Here is a 20,591-nt window from a genome sequence, read left to right as displayed (position 1 = left end):
AATGGATTATTCCCTGCTTTTCAGCGCCTATCTTGCCCGCCACGGGCAGCACGGCTGGTCGCGCCAGCGGCTGTTGCACGAATGTCTGCGCAGCGCCATCCGGCAGGGCACGCTGGCGGCAGGTACGGCGCTGGCGCCCTCGCGCGCACTGGCCGAGGAGTTGCAGGTGGCGCGCAATACCGTGCTGTACGCGTATGAGCAGCTGGCCAGCGAAGGCTATGTGCAGAGCGACCGGCGTGGCACGGTGGTGGCTTCGGTGCCCTTGCAAGCTGCCAGTGCGCAAGTCATCCCGGCAGCCGTGCAGGCGGGGCTGGCGCAGCGGGTACGCAATCTGCGCACACCGCCCACGGCGGCGCATCTGGCCGGAGCCTTCGTACCGGGCGTGCCCGCGCTAGACCACTTTCCGCTGGCGCTTTGGCGCCGCCTGCTGGATAAGGCGTGGCGCAGCCTGACGCCGGCCCAGCTCAATTACGGTGATGCTGCCGGCGAGTGGCCGCTGCGGGTGGCCGTGGCGGAGCACTTGCGTGCGGCGCGCGGCGTGGTGTGCGATGCAGCGCAGGTGTTTATTACGGATGGCACCCAGAGCAGCCTCGATATGTGTTTGCGTGCGCTGGCCGATGTGGGCGATACCATCTGGATCGAGCATCCCGGCTATGCCGGTGCGCTGGCGGCGGCCCGTGGTGCCAGCCTGAATGTGGCCGGTATCGAGGTGGATGCGGAGGGCATCGCGCCGCAGCCGGACGACTGGCTATTGCGCCCGCCGCGGCTGATCTACACCACGCCATCGCACCAGTACCCGCTGGGCAGTGTGCTGAGCCTGAGCCGGCGCATCGCGCTGATCGAGGCCGCCCGCAATGCCGGCGCGCTGATTATCGAGGATGATTACGACAGCGAATTCCGCCACGATGCGGGGCCGCTGTCGGCCATGCAGGGGCTGGCCGATGATGCGCCTGTGGTGTATCTGGGTACCTTCAGCAAGACCATGTTTCCCGCTTTGCGCATAGGCTTTGTGGTGGTGCCGGCCACGCTGGCGCCGGCGTTTGCGCAGATGCGCGCACAGTCGTCGGCACGCGGACGTGTGGCCGAACAGCTGGCGCTGGCCGAGTTCCTGCAGAGCGGACAGTTTGCGCGCCATGTGCGGCGCATGCGGCGGCTGTATCGCCAGCGGCGCGATGCACTGGTGGCCGCGCTGGAGCGCCATCTCGGTGGTTGCGTCACGCTGCACGGGGTTAGCGCCGGTATGCATCTGGTACTGTGTTTCAGGGATCAGAGCTGGAGCGATGTGGCCATCAGCCAGCGTCTGCTGGAGCAGGGCATGGTGGCGGAAGCGCTGAGTACCAAGGCGACGCAGGGCAGTCTGGCCCTGCAGGGACTGATGCTCGGCTATGCACAGGTGCCAGCCGAGCAGATGGAAGCGTTGGTGCTGCAGCTGGCAGCAGCGCTGCCAGCTGTGAGCACTACGAAGGCTGCTTAGAAGGCGGTATCGGCACGCACGTAGAGCGAGCGGCCATTCACGCCGATAGGGCAGGTTTCCCAGCACTTGGTGAAGCCCAGTTGCGGGAACACGCCGCCATTGGTCCAGTTCGACGGCGTCTGGTTGAACAGATTGTTCACGCCTACGCTGAAGAAGGTACGCTTGGTGTAGGCATAACGCACCGAAGTGTCGACCAGCCAGCGCGCATCCCATTTCTGCAGCGGGCTGAAGTTTTCTGCTTCCACTTCGCCGTAGTAGTTGGCGCGCGCGTTCAGGTTCCACTGACCGGCCGTGTAGTCGGCGGCGACCACGTGGTGCTTGCGTGGCTGGCCATGTTCGATCAGGGTGACTTGCGACTGGTCGAACAGCTGCGCGCCGGTCAGCACGCTGGAAGTGGAGTGACGCTTGGTGACTTCGGTCTTGTTGAAGCCCAGCTGGCCGGACAGCACCAGCGTGGAAGCAGCAAACTTGGAAGTGTGCTCGGCCACGATGTCCAGACCACGGGTACGGGTATCGACCGCGTTGGTGAAGAACTGTGCCTGACCTACGCCCAGTGGCTTGAGGATGTTGGCAATCGGGCCGCCATTGGCTTCCGGTGCGATCTCGCTCGAGAACACGATACGGTCCTTGATCTTGATTTCGTACAGGTCAGCCGTCAGCGACATATTGCTGGCCGGGCGCAGCACCATGCCGATGCTGCCGTTGGTCGAGGTTTCTTCTTTCAGCGGAGCGATGCCGAAGGCCTTGGTCACGGCGCTGCCCTGACGCGCAGTCAGCGTTTCGGTCAGCACGCCGTTATTCAGATTGGTCGAGACCGAGCTGTAGAACTCCTGCTGCACGCTCGGTGCACGGAAGCCGGTGGACAGGCTGCCGCGCAGGCCAAACTGCTTGGTCGGGTCGAAGCGGGCGCTCAGCTTGCCGGTGACGGTGCTGCCGAAGTCCGAGTATTTTTCGTAGCGCACCGCGCCGCCCAGCGTCAGCTCGTTGACGGGCTTGTGCTCGGCGTCGAGGAACAGGGCGATGTTGTGGCGGCCCGAATCAACGGCGGTAGCAGGCGTATAGCCGGGGAAGCCCTGGATGCCCGAAGCTGCGGTAGCGCCGCTAGGGGTTTTGATGACGATGGCCGGGTTGTTGCTGCGGCCATACTGGTAGGACACCGGATCGCCGGCGACGATCTGGTAGTTGTCGGCACGGTATTCAAAGCCGGTGGCGAGGAAGATGCTGGCGCCGCCCAGTTGCAGCGGACCTTTGATGTCGGCGTTGAAGGTGGTCTGGTTGAATTTCAGCGTGCCGGTATCGGCTTCGCGCGGCGATTCGCCGTAGATGCTGCCATCGGCTTTTTTCTCGTACCAGTAGCTGACGTTCAGGCTGTCCGACTCGTGGAAGGCCAGTTCGCTGGCGCCGTAGTTGATGCTGATGTCGGCTTTCCAGTCGTTGGCCAGATCGCGCCGGTAGCCGAAGGCGAACGAGGCATCCTTGATGGTGGTGTGGATCGCTGGCAGGTAGCCGTTAGGCGAAACCGCAGCCACCGTGCGGTCGTCGCCGGCCGAACGGAAGAAGCCGAAGGAATCGCTCTTGCGCTGGGAGACGCCACCGAAGGCGTAGAACTCGCTGGCCTTGTCGATCGGCAGGGCGCCGTTCCACCACAGATAGCCGTCCTTGGTATTGCTGTCGCCGATGTGCTGGGTCACGCGGGGCGGATTGACCCGCAGCGAATCGACGCCGGCGCGGTTGGTTTCGCCGCGTTTGCGCGCTTCGGCCGTCAGGTTGAGGAAACCGCCGTCCTGGCCCAGTGCGAAGCCGGTGTTGGCGCTGGCCGAGTACAGGTCGCCGTCGCCTTCCGAGGTGGTGCCGACGCTGCCGCTGACTTGGGTTTCATTGACTTGCGATTTGAGCACGATGTTGATCACGCCGGCAATCGCGTCCGAGCCGTACTGGGCGGCAGCGCCGTCGCGCAGTACTTCGATGTGGTGGATGGCGCCCAGCGGAATGGCGTTGATGTCGGTACCGGCCGAACCGCGGCCTATGGTCTGCTGCACATTGAGCAGGGCCTGCTGGTGGCGGCGCTTGCCGTTCACCAGTACCAGCACCTGATCCGGCCCCAGCGAACGCAGGGTGGCCGGACGGATCGAATCGGTACCGTCGCTGATGAAGGTGCTGGAGAAGTTGAAGGACGGGTCCAGCGTCTGCAGCAGCTTGCCCAGTTCCAGCGGACCGGCGGTCTGCATGTCTTTCAGGCTGATCAGGCCTACCGGGGCGGCCGTATCGAGCGCGGTTTTGGCCACCGAGCGCGAGCCCAGTACCACCACGGTTTGTTCGGCCGGGGCGTCATTGCCTTCGGCGCTGGCGTAGCTGGTGGACAGGGCCAGAACGGCGGCTGCCAGCAGCGTGCGTTGGAATTGCGGTGCTCTTTTCATCGTTTTCTCTTTCTAGTTGGAACCTGCGGCGAGGTGACTGGCGCAGGCCGGAGAAAAATACTAACGGTAGTTTTTGCAGTGCCGCAATTGTGGCTGCCCCTATTTGTTGCAGATTCTGCACATTCGGCAATTTTTCGTGCTTTAAATTGGTGCGTGCCGTATTATGTTCGATGCATGCACCATTTTTTGCTGAAAAATGGTGCAAATCCACCACATATCAGCCCGCAGTGCGCTGCAATAGTGCGCGCCTCAATGTTGATCTAGCATCCAGCCTTTGAGCCCGTTCACCCACGATTTGGCAGGCAGGTTATAGGCTTTCTTGATGGCCCCGGCCCGTTCGTACAGCACGCTGAAATCGAGCACGGGCGCGCGTTTGAAGGCGATCACGATGATGTTGGCGTCATGTACTTCCGGTAACCAGACCACGGCATCGAATACCTGCTCCATGGCCTGCAGATTCTTGTCATAGTTGGAAAAGTCGCCGAACACATTGGTCGTCATCATGCCGTCTGCGCTCAGGCAGTCGTAGCAGGCCTGATAGAACTCCGGCGAGTCGAGTACGGGGCCGCGCGCCTCCTCGTCGTACAGGTCGACCTGCAGGATATCGACCTTGCCGTGGTTGGCCGGATCGAGCACGAAATCCATGGCATTCATTTCCCGCACCTGCAGCCGTTCGTCGTTCGGCGGCAGGGCGAACTGGGCTTCGCACATGGCGATCACGTTCGGGTTGAGTTCGATGGCGGTGACACGGGTATCGGGCAGGCGGCGGTAGCAGAACTTGGTGAGGGCGGCGCTGCCCAGCCCCAGTTGCACCACCTGACGCGGCTGCGGATTGAACAGCAGCCACATCATCATCATCTGGACATATTCGAGTTCGATCTGGTCGGGCTTGGCGATGCGCATGGCGCCCTGCACCCAGGAGGTGCCCAGGTGCAGGCTGCGTACGCCCTGGAATTCGGTGATGGTGGCCGGCGGGTGGCCGGGTGCGTCGTAGCGGGTTTGTGCGGTGAGTTTCATGCCGGCAGTTTAGCAGCCGGCTGGCGCAGACGAAAAAAAAGACGCCGTAGCGTCTTGTGGGGGGCTTAGCCTTTGCGGCGTCGGGCGACCACGCCCAGCAGGGCCAGACCGCCCAGCATCATGCCGTAGGTGGCAGGTTCAGGTACGGGAGCGGAAATATCGAGCGTGCCGGCATAGCTGCCGGTGCCATGATCCGTGCCTTTGATGACCAATGAAATGACGCCGGAAACCGACTGGGTGAAGGTGACGATGCCGGACATGGGGCCAGCATTGACGGGGCCCAGTTCAGCGCCGTTCAGTTTGGCGGAACTGAAGTCCAGATCACCAGCCATGGATGCAACGTTGAGGAAATAACCGGTGGCTGTTCCCGGCAGTCCGGAGTAAGTGAAGGTGTAAGTGTCGGTGAAGGCCAGGCCATCGTTGTGGGAGGTACCGAAGGAGATGGTCCAGTTAGTTGGACCGCCGACCATGGCGATGACGGGGGCGGTGTAGTCGTTAGCGCTGACGCTACCGGTAGCGGCAGCCAGTAAGCCGGCTGCTAGAAGTGAAGTTAATTTCATGTGATCCCCGCGAAGTGAGATTTTAGAAAAAACCCGAAAACATTGACTGCGGAGTCAAAGTACGCCTGTGGTTTTTACATGTCAATTCGCTATTTTTTTATGAAAATGAGGGTGCTGATAGCGCGCGGCTAACTCAGGGGCTAAATGGGGAATGTTTTCCTAAATACAATTTCTGTTGTGCAAAATATCATCTGGCGATCATGCTGCTATCAGCCTGTTTAGTGGTGCGCTGCAGACACTGGCAGGAATAGAGTGACGCTCAGACCGCCGCCGGGGCGGTTGGCCAGCAGGATGCGGCCGCCATGGGCTTCGGCGATTTCGCGCGCCAGTGCCAGACCCAGTCCGGTGCCGCTGCGCTTGGTGGAATAGAACGGCACCAGCGCATTGGCCAGCACCGTTTCGCTCATGCCGGGGCCGCGGTCATGTACGTCGATGCGCACAGCGCCGGGCAGCGGCCTGACTTCGAGTGCCACGGCATCGGCTGGCGAGCCCGATTCGTGCGCATTCTTGAGCAGGTTGAGCAGGGCCTGCTGCAACTGGGCCGGATCGAAACTGGCCGCTTCGGCCGGTGGTTTGCCGAGCAGCCTGAAGGTCGCCAGCTCGCCCAGCTGCGCCAGAAACTCGTTCCAGTTCTGCGGCGTTGCATGCGGCGCCGGCAGCTTGGCAAAGCGCGCATAGCCGAGAATGAAACTCTCCAGATGGCGCGTGCGTTCTTCGATGGTGGCCAGTATCTGCGGCAGCCTTTCGGTCTGGCCGCGCCTGACCAGCTCGGCACCCGAATGGGCAAGCGAGGTGAGCGGCGCCAGCGAGTTATTCAGTTCATGGCTGATCACCCGTATGACCTTCTTCCAGGTCTGCACTTCCTGCCGGCGCAGTTCCATGGTCAGCTGGCGCAAGAGCAGCAATTCGTGCTGGCGGCCATTCAGGTGGAAGCGCCGGCGCGCCAGGTGGAACACTTCCTCGTCTTCTGCCTCGGCGGCCGGATCGGCGCCACTGCCGGTGAACAGCCCGTCGCCGCCCCGGTCCAGCGCTTCGCGCAGCGCCGGGGTGGCTTGCGCAAGGATGGCGTCGAGCTTGTGGCCCTCCAGCTTGTGGCCCTGATGCAGCAGCTGGCGTGCCGCGATATTGGCATACACGATGGTGCCGCTATCGTTATGCAGCAGCATGGCGACAGGTGTGTTCTGTACCATGGTATCGAGCAGCAGTTCGCGCTGTACCAGATCGAGCCGCTGCTGGCGCAGTACGTCGCCCAGCGCGTTGTGGGCGGCGACCAGATCGCTCAGCTCATCGTTCTGCGGCCAGTGCAGGCTGAAGGAAAAGTCGCCGTCGCGGTAGCTGGTGACGGTGCCGCTCAGGGCACGGAACAGCGACAGCATGGTCTCCAGCTGGGCACGGATGGTGATGATGCCGATAGGGAGCACGCACAGCAGGCAGATCGCCAGCACCAGCCATGGCTGGTCCGGCAGGTAGTGCAGCAGGGCCAGTGCGATCAGCATGCCCAGCGTGAGCAGGGTGGCGATCATGGCCGTCCAGCGCGTCAGCAGCGAGAGCCGCATGGGCGCACGGCGCGAGGCAGGGCGCTGCATCAGGGACGGGCGATGCCCAGCCGCTCCATGCGGCGGTACAGCGCCTGACGTGATAGCCCCAGTTCGGCGGCGGCCTGCGCTACCACGCCGCCGGCGCGGCTCAGTGCCAGCCCGATGGCATCGCGGTCCGGCTCGCGCACGGCGTCCTCATTGCCCGCGGCCGGCAGGCCCAGATCGGCCACCCTGATGGCGTCGCCGCTGGCCAGCAGGGCGGCGCGCGCCATGACGTTTTTCAGTTCGCGTACATTGCCGGGCCAGTTATGCGCCAGCAGTGCCGCCTGTGCCGACGGATGCAGCGGCCGCGCCTGGGTACCCAGGAAGTGGCGCGCCAGCGGCAGTATGTCGGCCGGACGCGCCGCCAGTGGCGGCAGCCTGAGTTCGATCACGTTGAGGCGGTAGAACAGGTCTTCGCGGAAGCTGCCGGCCCGGATCATGGCGGGCAGATCGGCATTGGTGGCGCTGATCACGCGCACTTTCACCTGCCGCTCGCGGTTGGAACCGAGCCGCTCGAAGCGTCCCGTTTCCAGCACCCGCAGCAGCTTCATCTGGCCGGCCAGCGGCAGGTTACCGATTTCATCGAGGAACAGGGTGCCGCCGTCGGCTGCTTCGAACTTGCCTTCGCGCGCACGCGAGGCGCCCGTGTAGGCACCGGCTTCGGCGCCGAACAGTTCCGCTTCGATCAGCTCGGACGGCAGGGCGCCGCAGTTGAGCACCACGAAGGGGCCGTTGCGCACGCTGGAATTGGCCTGGATGATGGCGGCGATGCCTTCCTTGCCGGTGCCATTGGGGCCGTTGATCAGCACCGGCACGTCGGCCCGCGCCACCTGACAGGCCAGATGGATGACCCGCTCCGTCGCCGGGTCCTGCCACACCATGCCGCGCAGATCGTATTCGCTTTCCAGCGCGTGGCGCTGGCGCTGCTCGCTCTGCAGGCGCTGCTGCAGGGCGCGTTTGGTGCGGCCCAGGTCGATCAGGTTGTTGACGCTGGCGATCAGGCGCGGGTCATCCCACGGCTTGGCCAGATAGTCGGCCGCGCCGGCCTTGACCAGCTCCACCGCCGCATCGAGATGGGTCCATGCCGTCAGCAGGATGACCGGCAGATCGGGATAGCCTGCGCGGATGGCGCGGAACAGCGCCGTACCTTCCTCGCCCGAGGTGGTGTCGGCGCTGAAGTTCATGTCCTGTATCACCAGATCGACCGGGTGGCGCGCCAGCAGGGCCAGCCCTTCTTCCGGCGTGGCAGCGCGCAGCGCATCGATCTCGTGTAGCGAGAACAGCACTTCCAGTGCGATGGCGACGGCAGCGTTGTCGTCGATGATTAAAACGGTAGGCATGTTGCAAGCATATCATTGTCATGCTGCGGGCGGGGATCCCCGCAGCAGGGTTCAGCGACTGCGCCGGATGCGGCGTCAGATACTGGTTCAGGTACTGCGCGTGGCGGTGGCCGGCGAAATGCTGGCAGCACGCCACGCCGGTCCGTACACGGCCGCCACGCCCAGCGCCCACAGCAGGCCGGCGCCGGCCAGCAGGTAGCCGGCGGGCAGGCGTGGCAGCTCCAGCTGGCTCACCAGCAGCTGGTTCAGTGCCAGTGCCAGCAGCACGCCGGCGACCACGCCGGCGCTGGTGATTAGCAGATTTTCGGCGATGAAGTAGCGCAGAATATCGCTGCGGCGCGCACCGAGCGCGCGCCGCACGCCGATCTGCTTGCGTCGCTGGGTCACCCACAGGCTGGCCATGCCGACAATGCCGCTGGCCGTGATCAGCAACAGCAGCACGCTGACAGTAACCAGCATCCACGCCAGCGCCTGATCGGCGCGATAGCGGTCGCGTCGCATTTCGCTGACCGCTTGCAGGCGCGTGATGACCGGGCTGGCCGAGGCGTTGCGGATGGCCGTTTCGGTTTCCTTCATCACCCGGTCCAGCTGGCCCGGTTCGGTGCGGATGGTGTAGGTGGAGAGATCGTCGCCAGTCAGGCGGGCCGGTAGCAGTATGGAGAAATCGGCCTGTTCGGTGATCTGTGCCCCCGGCGTCTGCAGGCGCGCCACCACGCCCACCACGCGCAGTTCCTTGGCGCTGGCACCTGTGCCGTAGTACACCGTCTTGCCCAGATAGCTGCTGCTATCGGGCCATAGCTTCGCTCCCAGCTGGCGCGTGATGATCACGCTGTGCGGGTAGTCCTGGCTGGTATTGGTGTCGATCTCGGGCACTTCGCCGGGCTGGAAATCGCGCCCTTCATGCAGCTGCAGGCCCCAGGTGTGGATCAGCGAATCGGGCGAGTAGTAGGTAGTGGCCGAGACGCTGGAAGTGAGCTGCTTGCGGTCCAGCGACAGGCCCGAGTAATTGCCCGAGCGTGACAGCGGCATCTGGGTGGTATAGGACACCGACTGTACGCCGCTCACCGCGCGCAGGATGGCGGTTTCGCGCCGCTGCTCGTTGAGCTGGGCCTGATGGTCGCGGTGGTCGAGATGGCGTATCCGCAGCGAGTACACATCGGCTTCGTGTTCGATGCCGCTGGGACGGCTGGCCACGGCCTGCCGCACCTGCACGATGTGCAGTGCATTGGCGAGGATGGCCAGGCTGAGCGCAACCTGTACGGCAACCAGTAGCGGTCCGGTCTTGTTGCGCATCAGCGCAGACAGTATGGGGTGCAGTTGCATGGTGCAGTGTTCCTTAAGTCGGGTACGTAACAGCGCAGCGGTGCGCTACTGGGATTTCAGTTGCAGGGCGGGGGTGGTCTGGCAGGCGCGCCACGTCGGCAGCAGCCCGGCCAGTACCGCCGCCAGCACGGACAGGGCAAAGGTCAGCAGCAGCATCAGCCAGTCCATATGCGCCACCACCGTCAGCGCTTTCGACTGCATGGCGATCAGTGCCAGCGCACCGAAAGCCAGCAGCAGGCCAAGCAGGCCGCCAGCTAGCCCGATCACGGTAGTCTCGATCAGAAACTGCTGGAAAATTTCGCGCCGCGAGGCGCCCAGTGCGCGGCGTATGCCCACTTCGGCGGCGCGCACGGAGAATTTGGCCAGCAGCAGGCCGATGGTATTGACCAGACACAGGATCAGGAAACCGAAGGCCAGCCAGGCCGACAGCTTGTTGTCGTTGCCTACTACTTTCATATAGTCTAGCCATTCGCGCACGTCGTACAGCTTGTTGGGCGCCTGGCGCTGCATGCGTCCCAGCTTGCGCTGCTCGGTGGCGTAGCTGTTCAGATAGTCCTGCAGGGTGCCCCGTTCGCGCGCGCTGCGCAGCTCGAACCAGAACTGTATCCAGGTGCATTCCGAATCGAGGTAGGCCTGATAGCCGGGGGCGATATCGCCGCTGCAGCTGGAGTTACCGTTGCGCTGCATTTCGTGCCGCACGCTGGTGGCAAACGGTAGATACAGTTCATCTTCGTCGCTGAAGGCGCCGTCTGGCGTGCCGATGATGCGGTGGAAGCGCGGCACCACGTTCCATGTGTCGAGCACACCGGTCACCTGATACTGCTGGCCGTTGATGCGCAGGCGCTGGCCGGTAGGATCGCTGTCGCCATACAGTTTCTCGGCCAGTTTGCGGCTCAGTACCACCACATCGGCGGCAGATTTATCCTCGGCCGGACTCCAGCCCTGACCGTAGCGGAACGGTACTTCGAACATGTTGAAGAAGTCGCTGGTGGGCGCCAGCCCGCGGGCATTGAACAGCGCCAGATCCTTACGTGCCGGTTCCACCGCCACGCTGATGCCGTAAAGGGCGGTGCTGCGCTCGGCCACTTTATTGGCCAGCAGGTTGCTAGCGTCGCGGTAGCTGAGCTGGCGGTCGTTGGGCTCCTCGCCCGCCGTGTAGCCGGCCAGCGGACCGTTGTCGATCACCGGCACCAGCAGGCGGTCGCTCTTGTGCGGTATCGGGTCGCCCGACATCACGTGCAGTATGGTCAGCGTAGCGATGCTGGCCGCTACGCCCACGGCCAGCGTCAGCACCATCAGCGCTGTCAGGGCCGGATTGCGGCGCAGGCTGCGCAGGCCGAGCATGAAGTAGTACTGGAACATGCTGCGCTCCTTACGCCGTGTGGCTGTGAGGCTGGACCAGCGTAGGCGCTTTGCGCACCAGATCGGCCACCTGTCCGTCGATGATGTGCACATTGCGCTGCGAGCGCACGGCCAGTTCCGGATCGTGCGTCACCATCAGGATGGTGGTGCCCTGCGCATTGATTTCTTCCAGCAGTTCCATCACCCCGCGCGCCATCTGGGTATCGAGATTGCCGGTCGGTTCGTCGGCCAGCAGCAGCTTGGGCGAGCCGGCCAGCGCGCGGGCAATGGCCACGCGCTGTTGCTGGCCGCCGGACAGTTCGGCCGGATAGTGCTTCATGCGCGAGCCCAGGCCTACTTTGGCCAGTGCGTCCTCGATGCGTTCCTTACGTTCGGCTGCATTGAAGCCGCGGTAGCGCAGCGGCACATCGACGTTATCGAACAGCGACAGGTCGGGAATCAGGTTGAAGCCCTGGAAGATGAAACCCAGTTTTTCGTTGCGCAGGCGCGAGCGGGCGTTGTCGTTCATGCCTTTGACGTTGATGCCATCGAGGATGTATTCGCCATCGGTGAATTCTTCCAGCAGGCCGGCGATGTTGAGGAAGCTGGTCTTGCCGGAGCCGGAGGGCCCGGTCACGGTGACGAACTCGCCCTGCTGGACGTTGATTTCGAAGCCGCGCAGGGCGTGGGTTTCTATCATGTGGGTGCGGTGGACTTTGCTCAGGTTTTTCATGCGCAGCATGGCAGGCCTCGTGAGGTTATGGATTGATCGAGACGCGGGCGGCGTTCTCGAAGGATTCGGTACCGGCAATGACGACTTTGTCGCCTGCTTGCAGGCCGCTCTGGATTTCGACGTTGCTGATGCTGGTGGCACCTAGCTTGATGGCGGTACGCACGGCGACGCCGTCGCGCACCACGTAGGCATAGCGGCCGCCTTCCGATTCGACGAAAGGTCCGCGTGCCAGCATCAGCGTGTTAGCGCGTTCGTCGATCAGCAGACGGGCGCTGACGCGCTGGTTCTGGCGCAGGCCGGCCGGTTGCTCTTTCTCGAAGCGCACCCGCGCCAGCACCTGATTCTTCACCACTTCGGGCGACAGCGCCGACAGCTTGCCGGTGGCGCGGCCCGCGCCGAAATCGACTTCGGCATGCATGCCCAGCCCCAGATCGGCGACATAGGTTTCCGGTATTTCCAGTTCTACTTCGAGGCGCGACAGATCGACCAGCGTCATCAAAGGCGCGTTGGCCGGCACCACGCTGCGGTTGGCTACCGACAGGGTGCCGATGAAACCGTCGACGGGAGCGCGCACGGTCAGCTCGTCGACGCGGCGCTGGGCATTGGCCAGCGACAGGCGCTGGCGGTCCAGCTCATTGCGTTTGGTCTGCAGCGACAGCGCCACGTTATCGCTTTCCAGTTCGGCTGCCTGGGCGGCATGGCGGGCGCGGATTTCGGCCGAGTTCAGCGCATCCTTGGCTTTCTGGTATTCGATCTTGGCGATGATGCCTTCGTTGGAGACGGCGTTGTAGCGCTCCAGCGTGCGCTGGGCCGACAGCCGCTCGATTTCAGCCGTATCGGCATCGCGTCGCGCCAGCAGTTTCTGCTGGCGGGCCAGGATTTGCTGGCGCGCCACCTCCGCTTCCAGCTGCAGATAGCTCGATTGTTCGCGCTTGAGCGCATCGCTCAGGTCGGGCGATTCCAGCAGGGCCAGCACATCGCCTTTTTTCACCGTGTCGCCAGCGGCCACTTTGAGCGTGACGGTGGCGGGTGCCGCCGCATACAGGGTAGGGCTGACGGCGGCGACGATGCGGCCATTCACGGCCGCGTCGCGCACCAGCGTACCGCGTCCCACCTCGGCGATGCGCAGGCGCGCCATGCTGACGGAATGGCTGCTGTTGCGCCAGCTATGCAGCACGCCATAGGCGGCGCCTGCCAGCAGCACGGTAGCGGCAGCGAGCAGCAGAAGACGGCGCCGGCGCTGGCCGGCCGGTGCGGTGAGTACGGTGTCCTGTTGTGAGGTATCGCGGATCATGGCGGCGTCTGAGTAAGAGTTGCTACTCCTTATGCAGAAACCGTGCCACGTACTAAGTGTTTGATTTGTTTGGCTATTGCTGCACTTGTCCGCTGTCCGCGCGCGTCCGGCCTGTCCGCAGGCGCCGGCCCTTAGTGCGTGGGTGAGGAATATTTGCGCAACGGTGCTTGATATATTGGCAAGCATCACAAATTGTCGGGCTAGTCCTAGCCGAGGAACGCTACATGAGCCTGTTTGAAAAACTCTCCCGTCTGTTATTGCCAGCGCCGCAAGCGCCATACGACTATCCTTTTGCCGCCAGCGATGTCGCGCAATACCGGCTGCTTGCCCATGCGGACGATAGTGTGCTCGATAGTCAGACCTGGAATGATCTGCTGCTGGCGCAGTACAGCGGCGTGCTGGCGCAGGAGACCAGTATCTTCGGCCAGCAGGAGCTGCAGCGGCGTCTGCATAGCCGCGCCGGGGCCGATGCCGCCAGCATGGCGCGCGTGCGTGCCCTGCTGGCCGATCCGGCTCAGGCACAAGCCTTGCAGCAGGCCTGTAGCGGGTTGCGCCATGCTGATTGCGAGGTCAGCGCCACCCTGTGGCAGCACGAAATAACCGCGCCGCCGCGCTGGACCCGCTGGCTGCCATGGCTGCCGATAGCTCTGCTGGCTTCCGTCGTGCTGGCGCTGGCCAGCGCATGGCCTGCCGTGTGGTTGCTGGTGCTAGGCTGCTGGGCGGTTTTACTCGGCGTGCAGATGCGCCATCACGAGGCCATGCAGGTGTGGGCCCGCCAGCGTTCAGCGTTGCAGCAGCTGCTGCGCAGCCATGCGCTGCTAGGCGCACTGGCGCAGCCGCTGGCACAGGAGTGGCAGGCCGACGCGGCCGAAGCGGCTCGCCTCAACCGCCTGCTGGCGACCTCGCCGCTGGGCAGTCTGCCCGGCGTGGCCGAGTATCAGGACTGGTTGTGGCTGGCGAATGTGCGGCATTATTTCAAGAGCCGCGCCGTAGTCAGAGCGCACCGGCTCTGGCTGCGCGATAGTTTTGCCCGCATGGCGGCGCTGGAGGCGGATCTGGCACTGGCGCGCCATCTATCCCAGCAGCCGCGCTACTGCTGGGCAGAGCCGGGCGACGGGCTGGCGTTCGGGCAGGTGGTGCACCCGCTGCTGGAACAGCCGCTGTCGCTCGATCTGCAACTGGCGGGGCGGGGCGCTTTCATCTCGGGCCAGAACGGCATCGGCAAAAGCACTCTGCTGCGCACGGTGGGGCTGAATCTGCTGACGGCGCGTGCCTTCGGCTTCTGCTATGCGGCGCAGGCCGGCGTGCCCCGGCTGCCCGTCTATGCCAGCATGCAGAGCGAGGATGCGCTCGATCAGGGTGTAAGCCTGTATCTGGCCGAACTGCGCCGCGCAGGCGAATTGCTGGCGCTAGCCGGGCAGGGGCGGGCGGTGTTCATCATCGACGAGATTTTCCGCGGCACCAATCATCTGGAATCGATATCGGCTGCGGCGGCCGTGCTGCAGCGCCTGTCCGCGCAGGCGCTGGTGATCGTCTCTTCGCACAATCTGGTGCTGGCGCCCCTGCTGCAGCGCGAGCTGGCGCCGTGGTGCGTGCGGCGCCACCAGCAGCAGTTGCAGCTCACACCGGGTGTGCTGGTGCAGACCAACGGCATCGCGCTACTCGACTCGGAGGGCTTCGATGACGCGATAGGCGCGCGTGCGCGCAAGGTCTATGACTGGCTCAGTCGGTATATGGCCCATCCCGACGAGCAGGAACTACTTCTCCTGCTTTAGCGGCTTGCCCTTGTCGATCACTTCGCGGCAGTCGCCGCGCAAGCTGGCATTGTCGTAATTGCTCCAGCCGTAGCTGTCGACATAGCGCTTGTGCGCTTTCAGCTGCGGGCTGAGGAAGCTCCATTCCAGTTTTTCGTCGGGATAGCCGATGTCGGCCAGATCGAGCAGGGTATGGAACACGTTTTCCGTGGCCAGCCTGTCCTTGCGGTGCGCCAGCAGCTGCGCCACCTTGTCCGGATAGTGGGCGCGGTACTGGTCCGAGTACCACAGCATGGCCGGTACATGGAATTCGTACTGGGTGTTATGGCCGTGGAAGGCCAGATTGCAGCGGTCGTCGTACAGAGTCTGGCCGTGATCGGCTACGTACAGCATGGCGCTGCGTTGCGGGCTGCCTTTCAGCTGGCCTATCACCTGCGCCAGGAACCAGTCGGTGTAGAGGATGGAGTTGTCGTAGCTGTTATTCAGGCGCGTCTTGATTTTCAGATCGGTGTACACCGGATTGTCCACGCCGAACAGCGAGGGCTGCCAGCGGTCGTATTGCTGCGGGTAGCGCTGGCTGTAGTTCCAGTGGTTGCCCAGCGTGTGCAGTACGATCAGTTTTTTCGGCGATGGGTCGGCCATGGCGTGCTGCAACGGTTCCAGCAGCACCTGATCGAAATTCGAGTGCTTGGTGTAGCCGCCCAGATTCATGAACTGCACCACGTCCGCTTCTTTGGCAAACACCGAGACGGGCGTATCGAATTTGCCGAAAGCGATCTGGTTGGACAGCCACCAGGTCTTGAACCCTGCTTCGCGGTAGGCCGTGATAAAGGATTTCTCCGAGAAGCCTTCGCGCAGACTCTGGGTGGCCGGCTTACGCGAAATCATGATGGGCACGGACAGACGGGTGGCCGAGACGGCGGTGATCACGTCAGCCAGCGTGACCAGATTGGTTTCCTTGTTCAGCAGTGGCGTGGTGTCGCGCTGGTAGCCGTTGATGCCCCAGCGGTCGTAGCGTGACGATTCGCCGATGACCATGATGACGACTTCTGGCGCGCCATCGGCCAGGCGCTGGTGCGCACCGAAGCGGAAATTGCGGCTGCGCTGGCCCAGATCGGCCAGATAGCTGCGCTCCTTGTAGAAATCGACGCCGCGTACGCTGAGGCCGAACGGCCACGAAGCAGCGACATGGCTCAGATTGAAGGGCGAGCCCAGCCACCATGGCAGGACCGCCAGACGCAGGCGGGTCTGATGGGCGCCAGTCTGGGCGGCGCTGGCGTCGTCGTCGTCATCGTCTTCCTCGCTATCGCTGGAGGAGGCCAAGGCCGAGGCCGACAGCGAAGCCGAAGCCGAACTGGCCGCGGAAGCAGAACCGGAGCCGGAAGTGCTACCGGCCAGCGGCCGGTAGGCGCCCGCCGGAGGCACACTGCGCTGCACCGGCTTGCCCCTGATGCCGAACTCCCAGCCATACCACTGCCAGCCGGCCAGCAATGCCAGCAGCGCCAGTACGATCCAGCGGCTCAGGCCGCGCCATGCCAGCTGCGGGCAGCGCCGTGCCGCCAGCTGTACGGCCAGCCACCAGCCCAGCACGGCTAGCATCAGTCCGCCCATCAGCCAGACTTTATTGCCCAGGAACTCCATGGCTTCCTTGGGGCTGGTTTCGGCAATGATGCCTAGGTGGTGCGTAGAAATGCCCTGACCATAGTATTTGAACAAGTAAATTTCCGTGGGCAGGGCCAGAAACGCGGGCAGCAGTAGCCAGTGGAACCATGCGGGACGTTGCAATATTGCCCAGACGGCAAGCCAGAGCAGGCCGGCCACGGCCATGGTCTGGGGCAGTTCGGTGGTCGTGCCTCCCAGTACCAGTGGCAGCAAGGGCACCAGCGTCAGCAGGGCATAGCTGGTCAGGACGAACAGAGGGGCGGGGCGCAGCAGCGAGCGTGGGGCGGAAAGCGGTATCATGGCCGGTATTATCCGGTGTTTAAGCCCCTTCTTGCTAGTCTGGCCATGGCCCGCCAGCCCGCATTCTGCCGCGAAATTGATTGACTGCGCCACCGGTCAGGTCTATACTCGCGAGTTCTCAATTTAGTCTGCGCATCGTATACGCTATTTTTGGCTGCTCTCCGTGAGTGGCTTTTGGCGCCTCCGCTGTGGCAGTAGATCGGGACGAAGTTTTAGTCGCCGGACTCCGGTCCGGGTTTTCAACTGTTGTAATTTTGTTGGGTTTAAACGATGCCAACCATCAATCAACTGATTCGCAATCCACGCGTCGCTCTGACCGTGAAAAGCAAATCGCCGGCGCTGGAAAACAGCCCGCAAAAACGTGGTGTTTGCACCCGTGTGTACACCACCACTCCTAAGAAGCCTAACTCGGCTTTGCGTAAAGTCGCTAAAGTGCGTCTGACCAACGGTTTCGAAGTGATTTCGTACATCGGCGGTGAAGGCCACAACCTGCAAGAGCACAGTGTTGTTCTGCTGCGCGGCGGTCGTGTAAAAGACTTGCCAGGTGTGCGTTACCACATGGTTCGCGGTGCACTGGATACCCAGGGCGTTAAAGACCGTAAACAAGCTCGCTCGAAATACGGAACCAAGCGCGCTAAACAAGCGAAGAAGTAATCGCTCAGTAGTAGAAAGTTTTCGCTTAGTGGCAGCTCACTTAGTGAATGTAATCGACCGCAATTGGTCGAGTAAGTGGAAAGCTATGATGGCTCTCCGCGAGAGTGCGAATCCCATATCTGCGCACCTCAACTGAAGATTGAAAGGAATTGATATGCCACGTCGTCGTGAAGTACCCAAGCGCGAAATTCTGCCGGATCCAAAATTCGGCAACACGGATGTCGCGAAATTCGTGAACGTTCTGATGCTGTCCGGTAAAAAATCGGTCGCAGAAAACATCATCTACGGTGCCTTCGAGCACATCGCAGCAAAAACCGGTAAAGATCCACTGGAAGTGTTCGCTACCGCGCTGAACAACGCCAAGCCACTGGTTGAAGTTAAATCCCGTCGCGTTGGTGGTGCTAACTACCAAGTGCCGGTCGAAGTGCGCCCAGTACGTCGTATGGCTCTGTCCATGCGCTGGCTGCGTGAAGCCGCTAACAAGCGTAGCGAAAAATCCATGCCACAACGCCTCGGCGGTGAGCTGATGGAAGCGGCTGAAGGCCGCGGCGGTGCGATGAAAAAGCGTGATGAAGTGCACCGTATGGCAGAAGCGAACAAGGCGTTCTCGCACTTCCGCTTCTAATCAAATCGGCCAGTTTTTTCGGAAACTGGCTGTTATCTGTTGTTCGAGGCCGGGCACACTTTGTCGTTTGAAGTGGCTCGGTTTTGTCCATTCAAAGATTTAGGAATAATTATGGCCCGCAAGACCCCCATCGAGCGCTACCGCAACATCGGTATCTCCGCTCACATCGATGCAGGTAAGACCACCACCACCGAGCGCGTTCTGTTCTACACGGGCGTGAACCACAAGATCGGTGAAGTTCACGATGGCGCCGCCACCATGGACTGGATGGAGCAGGAGCAAGAGCGCGGCATTACCATTACCTCGGCAGCAACCACCTGCTTCTGGAAAGGTATGGCTAACAACTTCCCTGAGCACCACATCAACATCATCGACACCCCAGGCCACGTGGACTTCACCATCGAGGTGGAACGTTCGATGCGTGTTCTGGACGGCGCATGCATGGTTTACTGCGCAGTCGGTGGCGTACAGCCTCAGTCGGAAACCGTATGGCGTCAGGCTAACAAGTACAAAGTGCCACGTCTGGCCTTCGTGAACAAGATGGACCGTACCGGCGCCAACTTCTTCAAAGTGTACGATCAGATGCGCGCGCGTCTGAAAGCTAACCCGGTTCTGATCCAGATCCCTATCGGCGCTGAAGAAAACTTCAAAGGCGTGATCGACCTGGTCAAGATGAAAGCCATCATCTGGGACGACGCAAGCCAGGGTATGAAGTTCGACTACGTCGATATTCCTGCCGAGTTGGCTGATTCGGCCGCTGAATGGCGCGAGAAGATGGTTGAAGCGGCTGCTGAAGCCAACGAAGACCTGATGAACAAGTACCTGGAAGAGGGCGACCTGTCCGAAGCCGAAATCAAGAAAGCACTGCGCGATCGTACTATCGCGTCGGAAATCGTGCCGATGATGTGCGGTACCGCGTTCAAAAACAAGGGCGTACAGGCTATGCTGGACGCTGTGATCGAATACCTGCCATCGCCAGTGGACATCGCTGCTGTGACCGGTACCGACGAGCACGAAGAGCCAGCCAGCCGTAAAGCAGCTGACGACGAGAAATTCTCGGCACTGGCCTTCAAGATCATGACCGACCCGTTCGTGGGCCAGCTGGCCTTCTTCCGCGTGTACTCGGGCGTGATCAATGCTGGCGATACCGTGTACAACTCGGTGAAAGGCCGTAAAGAACGTCTGGGCCGTATTCTGCAGATGCACGCTAACCAGCGCGAAGAGATCAAAGAAGTGCGCGCCGGCGACATCGCTGCTGCAGTGGGTCTGAAAGACGTGACCACCGGTGAAACCCTGTGCGATCCGCAATCGATCATCACCCTGGAAAAAATGGTCTTCCCAGAGCCAGTGATTCAACAGGCTGTGGAACCAAAAACCAAGGCTGACCAGGAAAAAATGGGTCTGGCACTGAACCGTCTGGCTCAGGAAGATCCTTCGTTCCGCGTGAAGACCGATGAAGAATCGGGCCAGACCATTATCGGTGGTATGGGCGAGCTGCACCTGGAAATTATCGTTGACCGTATGAAGCGCGAATTCGGCGTGGAAGCGACCGTCGGCAAGCCACAGGTTGCTTACCGCGAAACCATCCGTAAGACTTGCGAAGAGTCCGAAGGTAAGTTCGTCAAGCAGTCCGGTGGTCGTGGTCAGTACGGTCACGTGGTTCTGAAGATCGAACCGCAAGAACCAGGTAAGGGCTTCGAATTCGTCGACGCGATCAAAGGTGGTACCGTTCCACGTGAATACATCCCTGCAGTTGAGAAGGGTGTACGTGGCACGCTGAACACCGGTGTTCTGGCTGGCTACCCAGTGGTTGACGTTAAAGTAACGCTGTTCTTCGGTTCGTACCACGATGTGGACTCGAACGAAAACGCGTTCCAGATGGCTGCTTCGATGGCCTTCAAAGACGGCTGCCGCAAAGCCAACCCGGTTATTCTGGAGCCGATGATGGCTGTGGAAGTGGAAACGCCGGAAGATTACGCCGGTACCGTGATGGGCGACCTGTCGTCCCGCCGTGGTATGGTGCAAGGTATGGACGAGATCCCAGGCGGCGGTGGCAAGATCATCAAAGCGGAAGTGCCTCTGTCGGAAATGTTCGGTTACTCGACCACCCTGCGTTCCGCAACGCAAGGCCGTGCAACCTACACGATGGAATTCAAGCACTATTCGGAAGCGCCTAAGCACGTTATCGACGCTATCGTTACCGCGAAAGCCAAGTAATTTTTTATATTTTTTGCGGGCGGGATGATCCCCGCCTGCAACTTTAAAACTTTGATCTAAGGAAGATTGAAATGGCAAAAGAGAAATTCGAACGGACCAAGCCGCACGTCAACGTCGGTACCATCGGTCACGTTGACCACGGCAAAACCACCCTGACCGCTGCTATCGCTACCGTTCTGTCGAAAAAATTCGGCGGCGAAGCTAAAGCATACGACCAGATCGATGCTGCTCCAGAAGAGAAAGCACGTGGTATTACCATCAACACCGCACACGTTGAATACGAAACCGCTGGCCGTCACT

Annotated in this window: 16 protein-coding genes; 6 read left to right on the top strand and 10 right to left on the bottom strand. The window is 62.0% G+C overall.

The features are described from left to right. Nucleotide 1 precedes the first annotated feature (1 nt). Nucleotides 2-1,474 (top strand): MocR-like pyridoxine biosynthesis transcription factor PdxR, encoded by a 1,473-nt coding sequence (pdxR, locus tag GTP27_RS19675; protein WP_161040841.1) that lies wholly within the window; start codon nucleotides 2-4, stop codon nucleotides 1,472-1,474. Here the strand turns inward: pdxR and GTP27_RS19670 are convergent. The 9 genes from GTP27_RS19670 to GTP27_RS19630 form a co-directional block, all read right to left on the bottom strand. Then, nucleotides 1,471-3,891, bottom strand: coding sequence for a TonB-dependent receptor plug domain-containing protein (locus GTP27_RS19670; RefSeq protein ID WP_161040840.1), 2,421 nt, complete (start codon nucleotides 3,889-3,891; stop codon nucleotides 1,471-1,473). The genes pdxR and GTP27_RS19670 overlap by 4 nt on opposite strands. A 249-nt stretch (nucleotides 3,892-4,140) precedes the next feature. Then, nucleotides 4,141-4,908, bottom strand: a complete 768-nt coding sequence (locus GTP27_RS19665) for a spermine/spermidine synthase domain-containing protein (RefSeq protein ID WP_161040839.1) — start codon at nucleotides 4,906-4,908, stop codon at nucleotides 4,141-4,143. A gap of 65 nt (nucleotides 4,909-4,973) precedes the next feature. Then, nucleotides 4,974-5,468 carry an FxDxF family PEP-CTERM protein gene (locus GTP27_RS19660; RefSeq protein ID WP_161040838.1) on the bottom strand — a complete coding sequence of 165 codons (495 nt, stop codon included), beginning with the start codon at nucleotides 5,466-5,468 and terminating at the stop codon, nucleotides 4,974-4,976. A gap of 218 nt (nucleotides 5,469-5,686) precedes the next feature. Continuing rightward, complete coding sequence (locus GTP27_RS19655; RefSeq protein ID WP_161040837.1) at nucleotides 5,687-7,054, bottom strand: sensor histidine kinase; 1,368 nt, start codon at nucleotides 7,052-7,054, stop codon at nucleotides 5,687-5,689. After that, complete coding sequence (locus tag GTP27_RS19650; protein WP_161040836.1) at nucleotides 7,054-8,388, bottom strand: sigma-54-dependent transcriptional regulator; 1,335 nt, start codon at nucleotides 8,386-8,388, stop codon at nucleotides 7,054-7,056. Before GTP27_RS19650 ends, GTP27_RS19655 begins: the two co-directional genes overlap by 1 nt. 87 nt (nucleotides 8,389-8,475) lie before the next feature. After that, entirely contained in the window at nucleotides 8,476-9,711 is a 1,236-nt protein-coding gene (locus GTP27_RS19645; protein ID WP_161040835.1) for an ABC transporter permease, read from the bottom strand. Between the two features lie 45 nt (nucleotides 9,712-9,756). Then, nucleotides 9,757-11,073, bottom strand: coding sequence for an ABC transporter permease (locus GTP27_RS19640; protein ID WP_161040834.1), 1,317 nt, complete (start codon nucleotides 11,071-11,073; stop codon nucleotides 9,757-9,759). 10 nt (nucleotides 11,074-11,083) lie between these two features. Then, nucleotides 11,084-11,794 carry an ABC transporter ATP-binding protein gene (locus GTP27_RS19635; RefSeq protein WP_161040833.1) on the bottom strand — a complete coding sequence of 237 codons (711 nt, stop codon included), beginning with the start codon at nucleotides 11,792-11,794 and terminating at the stop codon, nucleotides 11,084-11,086. 16 nt (nucleotides 11,795-11,810) lie between these two features. After that, nucleotides 11,811-13,079, bottom strand: coding sequence for an efflux RND transporter periplasmic adaptor subunit (locus tag GTP27_RS19630; protein ID WP_161040832.1), 1,269 nt, complete (start codon nucleotides 13,077-13,079; stop codon nucleotides 11,811-11,813). A 224-nt stretch (nucleotides 13,080-13,303) separates the two neighbouring features. Here GTP27_RS19630 and GTP27_RS19625 point away from each other — a divergent pair, with 224 nt between their 5' ends. After that, nucleotides 13,304-14,854: a MutS-related protein gene (locus GTP27_RS19625; RefSeq protein WP_161040831.1), complete on the top strand. Its 1,551-nt coding sequence runs from the start codon at nucleotides 13,304-13,306 to the stop codon at nucleotides 14,852-14,854. Here the strand turns inward: GTP27_RS19625 and GTP27_RS19620 are convergent. Then, a complete protein-coding gene (locus tag GTP27_RS19620; protein WP_161040830.1) occupies nucleotides 14,837-16,795 on the bottom strand; it encodes a phosphoethanolamine transferase in 1,959 nt (652 codons plus the stop codon). The two genes, GTP27_RS19625 and GTP27_RS19620, sit on opposite strands and share 18 nt — an antisense overlap. A gap of 270 nt (nucleotides 16,796-17,065) precedes the next feature. On the opposite strand from GTP27_RS19620, the gene rpsL reads away from it, so the two are divergent. The 4 genes from rpsL to GTP27_RS19600 all read left to right on the top strand — a co-directional run. Continuing rightward, nucleotides 17,066-17,449, top strand: a complete 384-nt coding sequence (gene rpsL / locus GTP27_RS19615) for a 30S ribosomal protein S12 (protein ID WP_008444270.1) — start codon at nucleotides 17,066-17,068, stop codon at nucleotides 17,447-17,449. A 154-nt stretch (nucleotides 17,450-17,603) separates the two neighbouring features. Continuing rightward, nucleotides 17,604-18,074: a 30S ribosomal protein S7 gene (gene rpsG / locus GTP27_RS19610; RefSeq protein WP_155436655.1), complete on the top strand. Its 471-nt coding sequence runs from the start codon at nucleotides 17,604-17,606 to the stop codon at nucleotides 18,072-18,074. 111 nt (nucleotides 18,075-18,185) lie between these two features. Further along, the gene (gene fusA / locus GTP27_RS19605; protein ID WP_161040829.1) at nucleotides 18,186-20,291 is read left to right on the top strand and encodes an elongation factor G; all 2,106 of its coding nucleotides are present in this window, start codon (nucleotides 18,186-18,188) and stop codon (nucleotides 20,289-20,291) included. Nucleotides 20,292-20,362: 71 nt separating this feature from the next. Then, nucleotides 20,363-20,591: GTP-binding protein (locus tag GTP27_RS19600; protein WP_229634247.1), on the top strand; the 229-nt coding region annotated here is incomplete at its 3' end.

Source organism: Duganella qianjiadongensis (assembly GCF_009857915.1).
Classification (GTDB): domain Bacteria; phylum Pseudomonadota; class Gammaproteobacteria; order Burkholderiales; family Burkholderiaceae_D; genus Rugamonas; species Rugamonas qianjiadongensis.
Note: the sequence above shows the minus strand (reverse complement) of the source record. Positions and strands in the feature narration are given on the sequence as shown.

What these genes read in the sequence shown, in the direction of transcription:
- fusA (WP_161040829.1), top strand. Translation starts at nt 18,186, where the DNA reads ATGGCCCGCAAGACCCCCATCGAGCGCTACCGCAACATCGGTATCTCC.
- GTP27_RS19665 (WP_161040839.1), bottom strand. Translation starts at nt 4,908, where the DNA reads ATGAAACTCACCGCACAAACCCGCTACGACGCACCCGGCCACCCGCCG.
- pdxR (WP_161040841.1), top strand. Translation starts at nt 2, where the DNA reads ATGGATTATTCCCTGCTTTTCAGCGCCTATCTTGCCCGCCACGGGCAG.
- GTP27_RS19655 (WP_161040837.1), bottom strand. Translation starts at nt 7,054, where the DNA reads ATGCAGCGCCCTGCCTCGCGCCGTGCGCCCATGCGGCTCTCGCTGCTG.
- GTP27_RS19630 (WP_161040832.1), bottom strand. Translation starts at nt 13,079, where the DNA reads ATGATCCGCGATACCTCACAACAGGACACCGTACTCACCGCACCGGCC.
- GTP27_RS19640 (WP_161040834.1), bottom strand. Translation starts at nt 11,073, where the DNA reads ATGTTCCAGTACTACTTCATGCTCGGCCTGCGCAGCCTGCGCCGCAAT.
- GTP27_RS19650 (WP_161040836.1), bottom strand. Translation starts at nt 8,388, where the DNA reads ATGCCTACCGTTTTAATCATCGACGACAACGCTGCCGTCGCCATCGCA.
- GTP27_RS19660 (WP_161040838.1), bottom strand. Translation starts at nt 5,468, where the DNA reads ATGAAATTAACTTCACTTCTAGCAGCCGGCTTACTGGCTGCCGCTACC.
- rpsG (WP_155436655.1), top strand. Translation starts at nt 17,604, where the DNA reads ATGCCACGTCGTCGTGAAGTACCCAAGCGCGAAATTCTGCCGGATCCA.
- GTP27_RS19635 (WP_161040833.1), bottom strand. Translation starts at nt 11,794, where the DNA reads ATGCTGCGCATGAAAAACCTGAGCAAAGTCCACCGCACCCACATGATA.
- GTP27_RS19625 (WP_161040831.1), top strand. Translation starts at nt 13,304, where the DNA reads ATGAGCCTGTTTGAAAAACTCTCCCGTCTGTTATTGCCAGCGCCGCAA.
- GTP27_RS19620 (WP_161040830.1), bottom strand. Translation starts at nt 16,795, where the DNA reads ATGATACCGCTTTCCGCCCCACGCTCGCTGCTGCGCCCCGCCCCTCTG.
- rpsL (WP_008444270.1), top strand. Translation starts at nt 17,066, where the DNA reads ATGCCAACCATCAATCAACTGATTCGCAATCCACGCGTCGCTCTGACC.
- GTP27_RS19645 (WP_161040835.1), bottom strand. Translation starts at nt 9,711, where the DNA reads ATGCAACTGCACCCCATACTGTCTGCGCTGATGCGCAACAAGACCGGA.
- GTP27_RS19670 (WP_161040840.1), bottom strand. Translation starts at nt 3,891, where the DNA reads ATGAAAAGAGCACCGCAATTCCAACGCACGCTGCTGGCAGCCGCCGTT.